The 14,617-nt window shown below is 65.2% G+C and carries 12 protein-coding genes, 1 tRNA gene and 1 pseudogene; 2 read left to right on the forward strand and 12 right to left on the reverse strand.

Annotated features, from left to right (window positions below; translation table 11 throughout):
• Nucleotide 1: 1 nt before the first annotated feature.
• The 3 genes from CNE_RS10340 to CNE_RS10350 form a co-directional block, all read right to left on the reverse strand.
• Nucleotides 2-994, reverse strand: coding sequence for a Bug family tripartite tricarboxylate transporter substrate binding protein (locus tag CNE_RS10340; RefSeq protein WP_013957086.1), 993 nt, complete (start codon nt 992-994; stop codon nt 2-4).
• Between the two features lie 269 nt (nt 995-1,263).
• Nucleotides 1,264-2,850 (reverse strand): malate synthase A, encoded by a 1,587-nt coding sequence (gene aceB / locus CNE_RS10345; protein WP_013957087.1) that lies wholly within the window; start codon nt 2,848-2,850, stop codon nt 1,264-1,266.
• Between the two features lie 50 nt (nt 2,851-2,900).
• A complete protein-coding gene (locus CNE_RS10350) occupies nt 2,901-3,602 on the reverse strand; it encodes a haloacid dehalogenase type II (protein WP_013957088.1) in 702 nt (233 codons plus the stop codon).
• Nucleotides 3,603-3,883: 281 nt separating this feature from the next.
• Here CNE_RS10350 and CNE_RS10355 point away from each other — a divergent pair, with 281 nt between their 5' ends.
• A complete protein-coding gene (locus CNE_RS10355) occupies nt 3,884-4,834 on the forward strand; it encodes a LysR family transcriptional regulator (protein WP_041227977.1) in 951 nt (316 codons plus the stop codon).
• 171 nt (nt 4,835-5,005) lie between these two features.
• Nucleotides 5,006-5,440: a universal stress protein gene (locus CNE_RS10360; RefSeq protein ID WP_013957090.1), complete on the forward strand. Its 435-nt coding sequence runs from the start codon at nt 5,006-5,008 to the stop codon at nt 5,438-5,440.
• Between the two features lie 82 nt (nt 5,441-5,522).
• Here CNE_RS10360 and loiP read toward each other — a convergent pair.
• The 9 genes and pseudogenes from loiP to CNE_RS10405 form a co-directional block, all read right to left on the reverse strand.
• Nucleotides 5,523-6,263: pseudogene (gene loiP / locus CNE_RS10365) on the reverse strand (metalloprotease LoiP); the annotation flags it as partial.
• 270 nt (nt 6,264-6,533) lie between these two features.
• Nucleotides 6,534-6,609: transfer RNA gene (locus CNE_RS10370), tRNA-Met, on the reverse strand.
• Between the two features lie 273 nt (nt 6,610-6,882).
• Nucleotides 6,883-8,178: an isocitrate lyase gene (gene aceA, locus CNE_RS10375; protein ID WP_013957092.1), complete on the reverse strand. Its 1,296-nt coding sequence runs from the start codon at nt 8,176-8,178 to the stop codon at nt 6,883-6,885.
• Nucleotides 8,179-8,513: 335 nt separating this feature from the next.
• Nucleotides 8,514-9,482 (reverse strand): alpha/beta fold hydrolase, encoded by a 969-nt coding sequence (locus tag CNE_RS10380; RefSeq protein ID WP_013957093.1) that lies wholly within the window; start codon nt 9,480-9,482, stop codon nt 8,514-8,516.
• Between the two features lie 82 nt (nt 9,483-9,564).
• Nucleotides 9,565-9,981, reverse strand: coding sequence for a gamma-glutamylcyclotransferase family protein (locus CNE_RS10385; RefSeq protein WP_013957094.1), 417 nt, complete (start codon nt 9,979-9,981; stop codon nt 9,565-9,567).
• A gap of 2 nt (nt 9,982-9,983) precedes the next feature.
• Nucleotides 9,984-10,481: a ribonuclease E activity regulator RraA gene (gene rraA, locus CNE_RS10390; protein WP_013957095.1), complete on the reverse strand. Its 498-nt coding sequence runs from the start codon at nt 10,479-10,481 to the stop codon at nt 9,984-9,986.
• Nucleotides 10,482-10,529: 48 nt separating this feature from the next.
• Nucleotides 10,530-12,269 carry a thiamine pyrophosphate-binding protein gene (locus CNE_RS10395; RefSeq protein ID WP_013957096.1) on the reverse strand — a complete coding sequence of 580 codons (1,740 nt, stop codon included), beginning with the start codon at nt 12,267-12,269 and terminating at the stop codon, nt 10,530-10,532.
• A gap of 52 nt (nt 12,270-12,321) precedes the next feature.
• Nucleotides 12,322-13,581: an MFS transporter gene (locus CNE_RS10400; RefSeq protein ID WP_041227981.1), complete on the reverse strand. Its 1,260-nt coding sequence runs from the start codon at nt 13,579-13,581 to the stop codon at nt 12,322-12,324.
• Between the two features lie 133 nt (nt 13,582-13,714).
• A complete protein-coding gene (locus CNE_RS10405; protein WP_013957098.1) occupies nt 13,715-14,539 on the reverse strand; it encodes a LytR/AlgR family response regulator transcription factor in 825 nt (274 codons plus the stop codon).
• Nucleotides 14,540-14,617: the final 78 nt, after the last annotated feature.

The raw sequence follows: 14,617 nt of genomic DNA on the forward strand, positions 1-14,617 counted from the left end.
GTCACTCCATGCGGATGTTTGCATCCCGCGCCAACTGGCGGAACTGCGTGATCTCTGCGCGCGTCCTGCGCCGGAACTCCTCCGCGCCGCCAGACAGCGTTTCCAGGCCCTGCTTGGCCAGGACTTCGCGATACTCTGCGTCCTGCACGATCGCACGCAACTCCGCCTGCAGCCGGTCTACGATCGGCGCCGGGGTGCCCTTGGGCGCGACCAGCCCATACCAGAACGAGGCTCCGCCACTGGCGACGCCCACCTCGGCGAATGTCGGCACGTTGGGTAGCAATGGTGAACGCGTGGCCGAACTAATCGCCAGCGGACGCAGCTTGCCGGCATTGATATTCCCCTGCACGACCGCCACCGGATCGATACTCAGGTCGATCTGCCCGCCGATGACATCGGCTAAGACCTGCGCGCTGCCCTTGTACGGCACCGCCGTCATGTCCGCCTTGATGCTGCGGGCGATCATCGCGCCCACCAGGTGGGGTGCGGTGCCGGGACCGAAGGTGCCGTAGGTCACGCCAGCGCCTCCGGCATTGGCCTGCCTGGCGATATCGGCGAAGCTATGGATCTTGCCAGCGGCGCGCGTCGATACCACCACGGCGGTCTGCGCCACTATGCCGATCGGCGTCCAGGTCGTGTCGGGATTCAGCGGCAGGTCCTGCCGCAGCGCCGGCAGCACGGAGAAAGTGGTCGAACCCGAATACAGCAACGTCAGCCCATCCCGCGCAGCCTTGGCGACGAATTCGCTGCCAATCGCCGTCACCGCACCGGCACGGTTTTCGACGATCACGGGTTGGCCCAGGCGAGCCTGGAGCTTGGAGGCCAGCGCTCGCGCCGCGATGTCGGTCGTACCGCCCGCACCGAACGGTACGACGATCCTGACCGGACGCTGGGGATAAGGGTCGGCATCAGAGGCGATGGCGGCAAGCGGGACACCTGACAGAGAGATTAGAAGCGCAACGCCAAGGCGTCGACGCAGGGGGGCAACAAGCATGACGGGAACTCGTGGGGGGATCTGTCTTGCATGCACTCTACGTTTCCGCAACTGAGTTGTAAAATCGATTGTTCAGGTCAAACTATTTGTTTTTCAGATCGAAAATCTGCGCCCTAACACGTCTAGTTGCCAATATTTGACCATTCGTCATTCGTCTGACAGGCCGACGACCGCATGGGCCCGCAACAATCCTGACATGGAGGGAGACTCCCAAAAGAAAAAACCGCAGCCAAAGCTGCGGTTTTTCATCCTGCTAGAGCCCTACCCGCTCAAACTTCCTCATACAGCGGCAGCGTCAGGAACTCAGCAAAATCCTCCGACGTAGACATCTGCTCAAAAATCTCGGCAGCCCGGTCATACGTCTTGGTATCGCCACCCACCAGTGCCTTCACCTTCGCCAGCTCTTCCGGAATCAGCTTGCGCACCAGCTCAGCGGTCACCTTGGTGCCGTCTTCCAGCTTGCCCTTCGGCGAGCGGATCCACTGCCACACCTGCGAGCGCGAGATCTCGGCGGTAGCAGCATCTTCCATCAGGTTGTGGATTGGCACGCAGCCGTTACCGTCCAGCCAGGCGCCCAGGTAGTGGATGCCGACGTTGATGTTCATGCGCAGGCCGTGCTCGGTGATCGGCGTTTCTGGCTTGAAGTCGAGCAGGTCGGCGCCCTTCACTTGCACGTCCGGGCGTTGCTTGCCGAACTGGTTGGGCTTGTCGCCCAGCACTGCCACGAATTCCTTCATGGCCGGCTCGACTAGGCCCGGATGGGCCACCCAGCCGCCGTCGTAGCCGTCGGTGGCGTCGCGGCGCTTGTCGCTGATGATGCCTTCCATGGCGATGGCGTTCTTCTCCGGATCGTTCTTGATCGGGATCAGCGCGCTCATGCCGCCCATGGCGGGAGCGCCACGGTGGTGGCAGGTCTTGAGCAGCAGCAGCGCGTAGGCGCGCATGAACGGCGCGGTCATGGTGACCTTGGCGCGGTCGGCCAGGCAGAAGTCCTTGTCGTTCTTGAACTTCTTGATGCACGAGAAGATGTAGTCCCAGCGGCCGGCGTTCAGGCCTGCGCTGTGCTCGCGCAGTTCATACAGGATTTCGTCCATCTCGAACGCCGCCAGGATCGTTTCGATCAGGACGGTGGCCTTGATGGTGCCTTGCGGTAGGCTGATTTCGTTCTGCGCCATCACGAAGATGTCGTTCCACAGGCGCGCTTCCAGATGGCTTTCCATCTTGGGCAGGTAGAAGAACGGGCCGGCGCCGCGGGCGATCTGCTCCTTGGCGTTGTGGAACAGGAACAGCGCGAAGTCGAAGATGCCGCCCGAAATGCGCTTGCCGTCGATGGTGACGTGCTTCTCGTCCAGGTGCCAGCCGCGCGGACGCACTTGCAGGGTGGCTATCTTGTCGTTCAGCTTGTATTGCTTGCCCTTGGATTCCAGGGTCAACGTGCGGCGCACGGCGGCCTTCAGGTTGACCTGGCCCTGCAGCTGGTTGTGCCAGTTGGGGGTGTTGGAATCCTCGAAGTCGGTCATGTAGCTGTCAGCGCCCGAGTTGAAGGCGTTGATGACCATCTTGGCCTCGACCGGGCCGGTGATTTCCACGCGGCGGCATTCCAGGGCCTGGGGGATCGGGGCAACTTTCCAGTCGCCTTCACGGATGCTCTTGGTTTCCGGCAGGAAGTCAGGGATCTCACCGGCGTCCAGGCGCTTGGCGCGTTCCACGCGCGCGGCCAGCAGTTCCTGACGGCGCGGCTCAAAGGCGCGGTGCAGCTTGTCTACCAGGGCCAGGGCTTCCGGCGTGAGGATATCTTCGTAGGCCGGCAGGATCTCGCCGGTAATCTTCATGCCCGCGGGCAGCGTGATAGCCATCAGTCTTCTCCTGTGTTCGATAGCGATAAGGCTTGGTTGAAGGGACCCTGCTACACCGCCACGCCACGGGCGCGGACGAATTCCAGCAGGTCGTTCATGTCGTGCCCGGTGCCGGAGGGGGCTACGTCGAGCCGCTCCGCCGGATGGCCGGCACGGTTGATCCAGAACGTGGTGTAGCCGAACCAGGTGGCGCCGCAGGCGTCCCAGCCGTTGGATGAGACAAAGAGCATCTCTTCCGCGGGCAGGCTGAAGGCTTGCGGCCCCAGCGCGTAGGTGGCCGGCGCGGTCTTGTACTGGCGCACGGCGTCCACCGACAGCACGTGGTCGAACAGGCCATGCATGCCGGAGCTCTTGACCGAGATGTCCAGCATCTCGGCATTGCCGTTGGACAGGATGCCCAGCGGCAGCCTGGCGCGGCGCAGGCGCTTGAGCGCTCCCAGGTTCTCCGGGAACGCGGACAGGCACGCATATTCCTTGAGCAGCTGCGCTTCGGCGGCTTCGTCCAGCGTCAGGCTCAGGCGCTCGGCTGCGTAGCGCAGCGCGTCCACGGTGATCGCCCAGAACGGCTTGTAGCGCGAGCCATCGGGGGCGGCCATGGTGCGGATGCGCGTGTAGTCGATCTGCCGGTCCCGCCACAGCAGCGCCAGCGCCTCGCCGCGGCCCGGGAACAGTTGTTCCGCGCGCGCGGTGACGGAATACACGTCGAACAGCGTGCCATAGGCATCGAAGACGACTGCGCGGATCTTGTTCATGAGGGCCTGGGCAACCTGCAACGGTACGGGCGACTGGGTGGATGGACGAGCAGACCACAGCTGCGTGGCTCTGTACACCATTGAATGCATCGAATTGTAGGGAGACGCTGCAGTGCGGCAAAGTGGTCGCGGGTCACTTGATCTTTTACTTTTAGGCCACTAATCTTGGCTGACTAAAACAAAACTCCGCACCAAATTCTCCTCACTGCCGGCCATATGGACGCAACGCCACCGATTGTGTGCCCATGCCGGCACACAGCAGGCACATCAGGCAAACATTTGTGGACCATTTCAAACAACTGGAGACCTTTGTATCCGTCGCGTCGCGCGGCAGCCTTTCCGCAGCGGCGGCGGCCGAAGGCGTGGCGCCGGCCATCATCGGGCGGCGCATCGACGCGCTGGAGGAGCGCCTGGGCGTCAAACTGCTGGTACGGACCACGCGCAAGATCAGCCTGACCTTTGAAGGCTCTGCCTTCCTGGAAGACTGCCAGCGCATCCTGAACGACCTGCACAACGCCGAGGCCAGCGTCTCTGCCGGCGGGGTCAAGGCCAGCGGGCACCTGCGCGTGACCGCCCCGGCGGGCTATGGCCGCAAGCACGTGGCGCCGCTGGTGCCGCTGTTTATTGAGTCGCACCCGGACGTTTCGATCACGCTGGACCTGTCTGACCGCGTGGTCGACCTGGTCAATGAAGGCTTCGACTGCGCCATCCGCCTGGGCGACCTGCCCGACTCCAGCCTGGTATCGATCCGGCTGGCGGAAACGCGCCGCGTGGTGGTGGCCTCGCCCGAGTACCTGGCGCGCGCCGGGCGTCCCGGCGCGCCGGAAGACCTGCAGCGCCACAACTGCCTTGCCTTTGGCGCCAGCGCCAATGTGCAGCGTGGCTGGGTGTTCCAGGAGGAAGGCCGCGCGGTCACGGTCAAGGTGGGCGGCACCATGGAATGCAGCGACGGCGCGGTGCTGCATGAGTGGTGCCTGCAAGGCAACGGGCTGGCGTGGCGCTCCTGGTGGGAGGTGGGCAGCGAGATCGCCAGCGGGCGGCTGGTGACGGTACTGGATGAGTTCCAGGCGCCGCCGATCGGCATCCACGCGGTGTTTCCGCAGCGCAAGCACCTGCCGCTGCGGGTGCGGCTGTTTATCGATCACCTGAAGAACACCTACGGCAACCCGTCCTACTGGCGCCGTGCCGAACAGGCCGCGGCCATGCCGGTTGCGGAGGTCCTGGCGGACTGAGGAATGGGGCGCATGCGGGTGTACTGAGACACTTTCATTGCAATTGATTCCGCGCAATGCCCTTCTCGGCACACTGACTACAATGGATTCGTGACAGGCGCTTCCCGTCGCCCCGGCAACCACCGAGCTGGCTGCCCTGCCCCGATCCCCTAGTCAGAAAAGGAGCCCCGCATGTTCCAACATATCCTGCTACCCACCGACGGCTCGGAACTCTCCAAGAAAGCCATCAACGGCGGACTGGAGCTCGCCAAGGCCATCGGCGCGCGCATCACAGCCTATGTCTGCCTGGAGGAGTACCCCTACACGCCGTTCAGCGAAATCGTGGTCGAGGCCCCGCAGTCCTTCAAGGACCGCATCGAGAACCAGGCCAAGCTATACCTGAAAGAGGTCGAGAACCTGGCCACGGCGGCGGGCGTGACCTTCGATGCCGATATGTCGACCTTTGCCGTGCCCTACCTGGGCATCATCGACGCTGCCGAGCGCCATGGCTGCGATGTGATCTTCATGGCGTCGCACGGCCGGCGCGGCTTGTCCGGCCTGTTGCTGGGCAGCGAGACGCAGAAGGTGCTGACGCATACCGACATCCCCGTGATCGTCTACCGCTGACCCCCGGCGCATAGCGCCAGCAAAGCAAAACCGCCCGCACCGGCATGATCGGTGCGGGCGGTTTTTTGCTTGCGCAGTCCGCTTACGAAGCCTTGCTGATGCGCTGCTCGATATGCTTGGCGCGGTCTTCCGAGCCCGGGTGCGACGAGAACATGCTGGACTTGCCGCCGTCCAGCTTGGCCAGCTTCTGGAACGCCGTCACCAGGCCACGCGTGTTGGCCTTGTTCTTGGTCAGCAGGTCGAAGGAATAGTCATCCGCCGCGCTTTCCTGCGACTGCGAGAACTGCGCATTGATCAGCTGCTCGCCCAGTTCGCCCAGTTGCGACTGCGACAGCGCCGCCACCGCACTGTTACCGGCAGCTGCTGCTGCGCCGCGTGCGGCCGTGGCCGTGTACGCAACCTGCATGGCCTTCTTGGTGTGGCCCAGCGCCACGTGGCCCAGCTCATGGCCCAGCACGCCACGCACTTCGTCGTCGGTCATCATGTCCATCAGGCCGCTGTAGACGCGCACGCAGCCGTTGGCCATGGCCCAGGCGTTGACGTCCTTGGTCATGTAGACCTTGGCGTTGACGTTGGGCACATCGCTGTTCTTCAGCCCGCTCATGATCTTGACCAGGCGCTTGCTGTAGGTGGTGTTGGCAGCAGCGATCTTGTTGGTCTTGTCCGATTCAGCGCAAGCTTGGTCGGACAGGCTCTTGACGTCGGCGTCAGACAGCGTGGCGGCCTTGGCCAGCGACGTGCCGGCGCTCATCACGCCATCGAGATTGGTGGGCATGCCGCCGGAACAGCCGGCCAGCAGTGCCGCCGCGACGGCGCAGGAAGCGAGCGAGAGAGAGAGATGCTTTCATGATGTTGTTCTTGGTGAGTAGCTCGGAAGTGCCGATAAAGGCCCCGGCACTTTAAGCCATCTTTCTTACGGCGGGAATCACCCAAATGCTGCAAGTCGCCAAAAATGACAATTTATTGCATTCCAGCAGATTCGCGCCCGCCGCAAGCCCAGCGCTTCGATGCCGGCTCACGGCAATGCATCTCTTCGACCAGGTCGCCAATACAAAAAAACCCGCGCGGCGCGAACCGGGCGGGCTTTCGAATCTGGTTGCGGGGGCAGGACTTGAACCTGCGACCTTCGGGTTATGAGCCCGACGAGCTGCCAACTGCTCCACCCCGCGGGGCGCAATATACGCGAGTTGGCAGCATCTGGATACCCTTGAATGAAAAAAGCCGCTCCGGCGTGAACCTGGCCAGGCTTGGGAGGCAACTCTGCATAGCTTTGAGTCTTGAACACCCGTTGAACGGCAACCCGCCAACCCTCCCCGCGTCGGAAAATAAAAAAACGCGCCGTCCCTGAGAGAGAACGGCGCGGCGCCTAAATCAGAAAGCGTGATGGTCGCACGCCTTCTTTAACCGCCGGACCCACGTTCCGGCGGGGGTGACCAGGAGAGTCAGGCCACTTTCTTGTCTTCGAAGAACTGTTCGTTTTCGGTCGAACCTTTCAGGGCGGTCGTCGACGACTGGCCGCCTTCGATGGTCTGGGTCACGGCGTCGAAGTAGCCGGTGCCGACTTCGCGCTGGTGCTTGACCGCGGTGAAGCCCTTCTCGGCTGCCTTAAACTCGGCTTCCTGCAGTTCCACGAACGCGCTCATCTGGTTGCGGGCGTAGCCGTAGGCCAGGTTGAACATCGAGTAGTTCAGCGAGTGGAAGCCGGCCAGGGTGATGAACTGGAACTTGTAGCCCATAGCGCCCAGTTCCCTCTGGAACTTGGCGATGGTGGCGTCGTCCAGGTTCTTCTTCCAGTTGAACGACGGCGAGCAGTTGTAGGCCAGCATCTTGCCTGGGAACTTGGCGTGCACGGCTTCGGCAAACTTCTTGGCGAACTCGAGGTCCGGCTTGCCGGTTTCGCACCACACCAGGTCAGCCACTTCAGCGTAGGCCAGGGCGCGCGAGATCGACTGCTCCAGGCCGTTGCGCACGCGGTAGAAACCTTCCACGGTGCGCTCGCCGGTGCAGAACGGCCTGTCGTTCTCGTCTACGTCCGAGGTCAGCAGGTCGGCGGCCTCGGCGTCGGTACGGGCGATCACCAGGGTCGGCACGCCCGAGACGTCGGCGGCCAGGCGGGCAGCGGTCAGCTTGGCGACGGCTTCGCGGGTCGGCACCAGCACCTTGCCGCCCATGTGGCCGCACTTCTTCACCGAAGCGAGTTGGTCTTCGAAGTGCACGCCGGCGGCGCCCGCTTCGATCATCGACTTCATCAGTTCGAACGCATTCAGCACGCCGCCGAAGCCGGCTTCAGCATCCGCCACGATCGGGGCGAAGAAGTCGGTGTCGCCCTTGCCTTCGCTCCACTGGATCTGGTCGGCGCGCTGGAAGGTGTTGTTGATGCGCTTGACGACTTGCGGCACCGAGTTGGCCGGGTACAGCGACTGGTCGGGGTACATTTCACCGGCCAGGTTGGCGTCGCCTGCGACTTGCCACCCCGACAGGTAGATGGCCTTCAGGCCGGCCTTCACTTGCTGCATGGCCTGGTTGCCGGTCAGCGCGCCCAGCGAGTTGACGAACGGCTCGGTGTGCAACAGGTTCCACAGCTTCTCGGAGCCGCGGCGTGCCAGAGTGTGTTCGACCTGAACCGAACCACGCAGGCGCACCACGTCTTCGGCGGTGAAGTTGCGCTTGATACCCTTCCAGCGGGGATTGGTATCCCAGTCTTTCTGCAGGGCCTGGATCTGTTCTTGGCGGGTCATGGTCACTCTCCTGATGATGCGGGGATGGCTGAGAATCTCTTGACCACCTGGCCTGGGCTGATCGCGGTGCTGCTGCGTGGGTCGCTGTTTTTCGCGCCTCAGGTCATAGGTCTTATATAAGAGTGTAGAAAACCTTCCCGCGTTGCAACAACCTTGATCTGCGATTGTCGCTTAGTTTTTTATCTCAATAATTCAATGACTTAGCGATTTTATTTCACAATACGGGACATGATCTTCCATCATGAGAAATGGTGTTGTGCTACGCAAACCATGTATTTTTGCGGTCCAAAACATCTTTCCACATTGTGAAAAATGCGCAGGATGCGCTGCCTCCGCTAGCGGATGCGCGCGGCAAACAGCTCCGGTGAGGCAGGCTCCCCTTCCATATGCTCGACAAATTCCCGCACCATGGCGGCAAACCCCTGGGCGTCGGCCAGCGGCAGCCAATGGTGCGCGGGCACGGTGCGGCGCCAGAGTTGCGTGGTCCAGCGGTGCAGGTCTTCGGTCAGCGCCGGCTTCACATACCGGTCATGCAACGGCACGATCACCTGCACCGGCGCATGGGCATGACGCTGGCGCGGGGCACGCAGCACGGGCAGGAAGTTGGCGCGGTACAAGCGCACGCCGTGGCAGCCGTCGGCAGTTTGTGTGGGACTGGGCGCCGTGCGCAGGTCCTCGGTCAGGCGCAGGTAGCGCGGCCACGCACGGCCCAGCCACAGCCGCCAGGTCAGTTCAGGCAGCCACGGCAGGTGGAAGGCGCCGATATACCAGGATGCCGCCAGCTGCCTCAATGTCTTGCCCAACGCAGCCAGCGACCGCTGCCCGCGTAGTTCGCGCAGGCCGATTGCCGCGTGGTCCAGGCATGGGCCGGAGCAGGAGGTAAATGAGGCGATGCGCCCTTGCAGGCGTGCATCGGTGACGAACTCCCAGCTCTGGATCGAACCCCAGTCGTGGCCCACCAGGTGCACCGGGCGCTGCGGCGAGACCTCATCGATGACTGCGATGAAGTCATCGGCAAGCTTCTGCAGCCTGTAAGCGTCTGTCGCACGCGGCGTGGTTGAGCGCCCTGCCCCGCGCACGTCATAGGCCACCACATGGAAGCGCCCCGCCAACTGCGCCGCCACGCCGTGCCAGACCTCGCTGCTGTCGGGATAGCCGTGCACCAGGACGATGGTGGGCCGCCCTGGCCCGGGCTCACCCCAACTGGTGGCGGACAGCCGCACGTCGCCGGCGTGGATAAAGAACTGCTGGGGGAAGACCTGCGGCTGCAGGGATTGCGGAGCGTTCATGGCCGTCGATTCCATTGGTCGATGTCATCGACGGCCATGCTACGCAAAAGCAAACGGCGCCGCGAATCGGCGCCGTTTGTTTGAAACGAGCCGGGGCTCAGGCCTCGGCCGTATCGCGTGCGCGGCGATAGGCCACCCAGTCGCCGCTGACGATGCGCGGCAGCGTGGCCACGGCCGACTCGGCCACTGGATAGAGCAGGCAGGCAACCGGCTGCCCATCCTGCAACACGGCCCGTTCCTCGCGCACGAACAGCGTGGCCTGGCCGGGATAAACCTCTTCGATCTCGTCGAGCACTGGCAACAGCGCGTCGGCAATCTCGTAGAGATCGCCCACGACCGGCCCGCCACCGGCGTCCAGCACCAGGCCGGGATAGGTGCCGAAGTCATAGAGCCTGCCGGCCACCGTACCCGTGCCCAGCAGCGTGGGCGCGGCAATGCCGTGGCGCTGGGCGGCGGCGTTCAGGTCGTTGACCTCGCCGGCACGCAGCGTGCCGTAGACAAAGACGCGCGGCATGCTCAGTTCCCCAGCTTTTCGTCCGAGACCAGCACGCCGTCGGCGTCGACGTAGATCCAGTTGCCCGGGCGCACCACGGCGCCGGGCATCTGCACCGCGACGTCGCTTTCGCCGACGTTGCGCTTCTGGCTTTTCTGCGGATGCACGGCCAGCGCGCGGATGCCGATGTCGCACACGTCCAGCTCGGCGGTATCGCGGATGCAGCCGTTGACGACGATGCCGACCCAGCCGTTCTTCTCGGCCAGCAGGCCAAGGTTGCCACCCACCAGCGCGCAGCGCAGCGAGCCGCCGCCGTCGATCACCAGCACGCGGCCCTGCCCCGGCGCTTCCAGCGCGGCGCGCACCAGCGAGTTGTCTTCGAACACCTTGAGCGTGGAGGCGGGGCCGGCAAAGGCGCCCTGCTTGCCGAAGGCTCGGAACACCGGCGCCATCACGCGCAGGGTGCCGTCGGCAAGGCGGTCTTCATGCGCGTCGCACAGGTCGGTGGTGACGGGCTTCATCGATGGTCTCCTGATAGGTAAGAAAGAATCCGCTCGGGCCGCACCGGCTCATGGCTTCTGACTGGCCAGCGCCTGCGCGCGGATCGCGCTCAGCGTGGTGCGCGGCGTGATCACGTCCGGGTCCACCTGGATCTCGATCAGCGTCGAGACCGGCGCGGCCAATGCCTCGCGCAATGCCGGGGCAAAGGCTTCGGTCGTGGTTACGGTTGCGCCGCGCGCACCATATGCGCGTGCCAGCGCGGCAAAGTCGGGGTTGTGCAGCTCGGTGCCCGAGACATGGGTCGGGTATTCGCGTTCCTGGTGCATCCGGATGGTGCCGTACATGCCGTTATTGACGACGATGAAGATCACCGGCGCCTGGTATTGCATCGACGTAGCGAGTTCCTGGCCATTCATCAGGAAGCAGCCATCGCCGGCCAGCGCCACCACGGTGCGCTGTGGGAACGCGATCTTGGCACCGACCGCCGCCGGCACGCCATAGCCCATCGCGCCACTGGTCGGGGCCAGCTGGCCGCGGCCGCCGCTGGTGAACGGGCGATAGTGGAAATAGCGGTGCAGCCAGCCAGCGTAGTTGCCGGCGCCATTGGTCACGACCGCGTCGGCCGGCAGCAGCTGGTCCAGCGTGCGGATGACTTCGGCCATGTCGACGCCCTGACCCGTGAACGCGGGCGGCTGCAGGTAGCGTTCATAGTCGGCATGCGCGGCTGCAGTCCACGCCTGCCAGCGCGGCGCGGCGGCGGGCTGCAGACCGGCCAGGCGCGCGGCAATGGCCGGCATCGATGCCTGGATCATCAGGTCGGCCTGGTAGACGCTGCCCAGTTCCTCGGCGCCGGCGTGCACGTGGATCAGTTTTTGCGCGGGCCGCGGCGCGGCGATCAGCGCGTAGCCGCCGGTGGTCATCTCGCCCAGGCGCGGGCCAATGGCCAGCACCAGGTCGGCATTGCGGACGCGCTCGGCCAGCGCCGGGTTGATGCCGATGCCGACATCGCCGGCGTAGTTGGGATGGCGGTTGTCGAACAGGTCCTGGCCGCGGAAGGCGCAGCCCACCGGCAGCGCGAAGCGCTCGGCAAAGGCCTGCAGGTCGGCGCAGGCCTGCGGCGTCCAGCCGCTGCCGCCAGCCAGCACGAATGGGCGCTCGGCGGCGTTGAGCATCTCGGCCAGCCGCGCCAGGTCGGCCTCGCCAGGCCAGCTCATGACGCGCTGGTAGGCCTGCAGCTGCGGCACGGCGGCAGTCTGCGCCAGCATGTCCTCGGGCAGCGCCAGCACCACCGGGCCCGGACGGCCCGAGGTGGCGGTCTGGTAGGCGCGCGCAATGTATTCGGGGATGCGTTCGACCCGGTCGATTTGCGCCACCCACTTGGCCATCTGGCCGAACATGCGGCGATAGTCGATTTCCTGGAAGGCCTCGCGGTCCATGAAGTCGGTGCCGACCTGGCCGATGAAGAGGATCATCGGCGTCGAGTCCTGGAAGGCGGTGTGCACGCCGATGCTGGCATTGGTGGCGCCCGGCCCGCGCGTGCAGAAGGCCAGCCCGGGGCGGCCGGTCAGCTTGCCGTAGGCCTCGGCCATGACTGCGGCCCCGCCCTCCTGGCGGCAGATGATGAAGCGCAACTGGTCGCGGCGGCGGTGGAAGCCGTCCAGCACGGCCAGGTAGCTTTCGCCCGGCACGCCGAAGGCCAGCTCGGCGCCGTGCGCCAGCAGCGCATCGACCAGGATATGGCCGCCCGGCAGCGGGGTGCCGTGTTCGGAATCGTCAGGCTGGGTGGCATTGGCCGGCGTCATTGACATGAAAGCATCCTCAGGCAATCGAATTCGGAAGGCGGTGCTTGGGTGGCCCGGGCTAGGCGGCCTCCGCCTGGCCCGCCGCGCCGCGGCGCGAGCGGTTGCCGTTGCCCACCGTCACCGCGGTGAAGATCGACAGCAACTGGAAGCCGCCGATCATGAAAAAAACCCAGGCCGGCAGCTTTGCATCCATTAGCGCACCGAAGAACAACGGGCCGCACGCCAGGCCGATATCCAGGCCCGAGTAGACCACGCCATAGACACGCCCGGTGGCACCGGCGGGGGCGGCCGCGCGCACCAGCAGGTCGCGCGACGGCCCGGCAGTTCCGGCGCCAAAGCCGATCACGCCCATCAACACCGGCACCAGCAGTGCCGGCACCAGGTCCAGCCCGACCAGCACCGCCATCAGCCCCGACACCGTGAAGCTCACCGCGATCAACCGGTCATGGTTGCTGGTGCGGCTGGCGGCAAAGCCGCCGACGATCATGCCGCCGGCGCTGCACAGCATGTAGATGGTGTAGGACGCGGTCGCCAGCGTGAACGGCATGCCGTACAGGTAGGTCAGCGCGGTCGGGGCAAAGCTCTGGATGCCGGCGGCGGAGAACGTGGTCAGCAGGAAGAAGGCCCAGCACACCCACACCTGCGGCAGGCGCAGGAAGCCCAGCACGCTTCCGCCCGCCGCAGCCTTGGCCGCGGGCCGGCCCACGGCGCCCTGCACTTCGCGCGGGTCCAGCACATGGCGCAGCGCCACCAGCACGGCCAGCACGATAAAGGCCACCGCCGAGGCCGCCGCCAGTGCCACGCGCCAGCTGGCCAGGTTGGCAATCGCCACCAGGAACAGCGGCGCAGCCGCCCAGCCCAGGTTGCCGGAAATGCCGTGCACCGAGAACGCGTGGCCCAGCCGGGGTTGCGACACATGCTTGTTTAGCAGCGTGAAGTCGGCCGGGTGGAACACGCCATTGCCCAGCCCCGCCACGGCCGCACCGAACAGCAGCGCGGCGTAGCCGGAACTGGTCGACAGCAGCAAGGCCGCGGCGCCCAGGAAGGCCAGCCCGGCAAACAGCACCGGCCGCGCGCCGAAGCGGTCGACCACAAAGCCTGACGCGGTCTGCACCACCGCCGATACCGCGAAGAACACCGTCATCAGCAGGCCCAGCTCGGCATAGCTCAGGCCGAATTCCGCCTTGATCCATGGGAACAGCGGGGCCAGCAACAGGTGGTAGAAGTGGGAGACCCCGTGGGCCAGGCCGACCAGCCCGATCACCTGGGCATCATGACGAAGGGGATTGCGCGTGGGATCGAGTGCGGCAGTGGACATGGCGCTGGTGGCAGGGGCTATGCGGCAGGACGGAAGGCGGCAGCCCAAAAAAATACGGGCCGAAGCCCGCATCATAGAGGAAAACCCCTGCCCTCTGCAGCCAGGTGGCGGCCACGCTGCCCGCCGACCGCGCTTACATCTGCTTGAACAGGTGCGCGTACTGGCGCGCCACCGGCAGCAGTTCAGGACGGTCGCGCAGCCGCAGCGACAGCCGTCCCAGCGACTGGTTGACCGCGCTGGCCACGCAGGTGATGTTGACCACCGTGCCGCGATGCACCTGCCAGAAGCGCTCCGGGTCCAGCTGCTGGGTCAGCTCGCGCAGGCTGGTGCGGATCAGCGCTTCGCCGGCGCCGGAAACCACGTTGACGTACTTGTCGGTGGCCTCCAGGTAGATGACTTCGTCCACGGGGATGATGCGCACCTCCTGCCCCACCAGCGCCTTGATAAAGCGCAGGTACTGCCGCTGCGGCGCACCGCCCGGGCCCGGGGTGGCGTGCTCCAGCGATTCCAGGCGCGCCAGCAACTGGCCGAGCCGGTCCGTCTCCGCGATCGAGGCTTCGGACTCGGTGTCTTCATCGTCAGCGGGACCGGCCAACCGGTCCTTCAGGCGCTGCACCGTGGCCTCCAGCCGTTCGCGCTGCACCGGCTTGAGCACATAGTCCACCGCGGCGCGCTCGAATGCCTCCAGCGCGAACTGGTCGTAAGCGGTCACGAAGACCACCAGCGGCGGGGTGTCGAATTCGATCAATTCGCGCGCCACGTCCATGCCGCTCATGCCCGGCATGCGGATATCCAGGAAGGCCACGCGCGGCTGGTGCTCGCGCGCCGCCGCCAGCGCGGCCACGCCATCGTGGACCACGGAAACGATACGGGCCTCGGGCCACAGCGACGTCAGTTCGGATTCCAGCACGCGCGCCAGCAGCGCTTCGTCATCGGCGATCAGAAGGGTCGGGGTCATGGGGGCGTTGGGGTGGTAGATGGGTCCTGGCGTTGTCAGCGGCACCGCCACGGGCGGTGCCAGCCGTTCTTCTTGTCA

Source organism: Cupriavidus necator N-1, assembly GCF_000219215.1.
GTDB classification, from domain to species: Bacteria; Pseudomonadota; Gammaproteobacteria; order Burkholderiales; family Burkholderiaceae; genus Cupriavidus; species Cupriavidus necator.

Coding starts and splice junctions, on each gene's coding strand:
- CNE_RS10340 (WP_013957086.1), bottom strand. CDS start 994: ATGCTTGTTGCCCCCCTGCGTCGACGCCTTGGCGTTGCGCTTCTAATC.
- aceB (WP_013957087.1), bottom strand. CDS start 2,850: ATGGCTATCACGCTGCCCGCGGGCATGAAGATTACCGGCGAGATCCTG.
- CNE_RS10350 (WP_013957088.1), bottom strand. CDS start 3,602: ATGAACAAGATCCGCGCAGTCGTCTTCGATGCCTATGGCACGCTGTTC.
- CNE_RS10360 (WP_013957090.1), top strand. CDS start 5,006: ATGTTCCAACATATCCTGCTACCCACCGACGGCTCGGAACTCTCCAAG.
- aceA (WP_013957092.1), bottom strand. CDS start 8,178: ATGACCCGCCAAGAACAGATCCAGGCCCTGCAGAAAGACTGGGATACC.
- CNE_RS10380 (WP_013957093.1), bottom strand. CDS start 9,482: ATGGAATCGACGGCCATGAACGCTCCGCAATCCCTGCAGCCGCAGGTC.
- CNE_RS10385 (WP_013957094.1), bottom strand. CDS start 9,981: ATGCCGCGCGTCTTTGTCTACGGCACGCTGCGTGCCGGCGAGGTCAAC.
- rraA (WP_013957095.1), bottom strand. CDS start 10,481: ATGAAGCCCGTCACCACCGACCTGTGCGACGCGCATGAAGACCGCCTT.
- CNE_RS10395 (WP_013957096.1), bottom strand. CDS start 12,269: ATGTCAATGACGCCGGCCAATGCCACCCAGCCTGACGATTCCGAACAC.
- CNE_RS10400 (WP_041227981.1), bottom strand. CDS start 13,581: ATGTCCACTGCCGCACTCGATCCCACGCGCAATCCCCTTCGTCATGAT.
- CNE_RS10405 (WP_013957098.1), bottom strand. CDS start 14,539: ATGACCCCGACCCTTCTGATCGCCGATGACGAAGCGCTGCTGGCGCGC.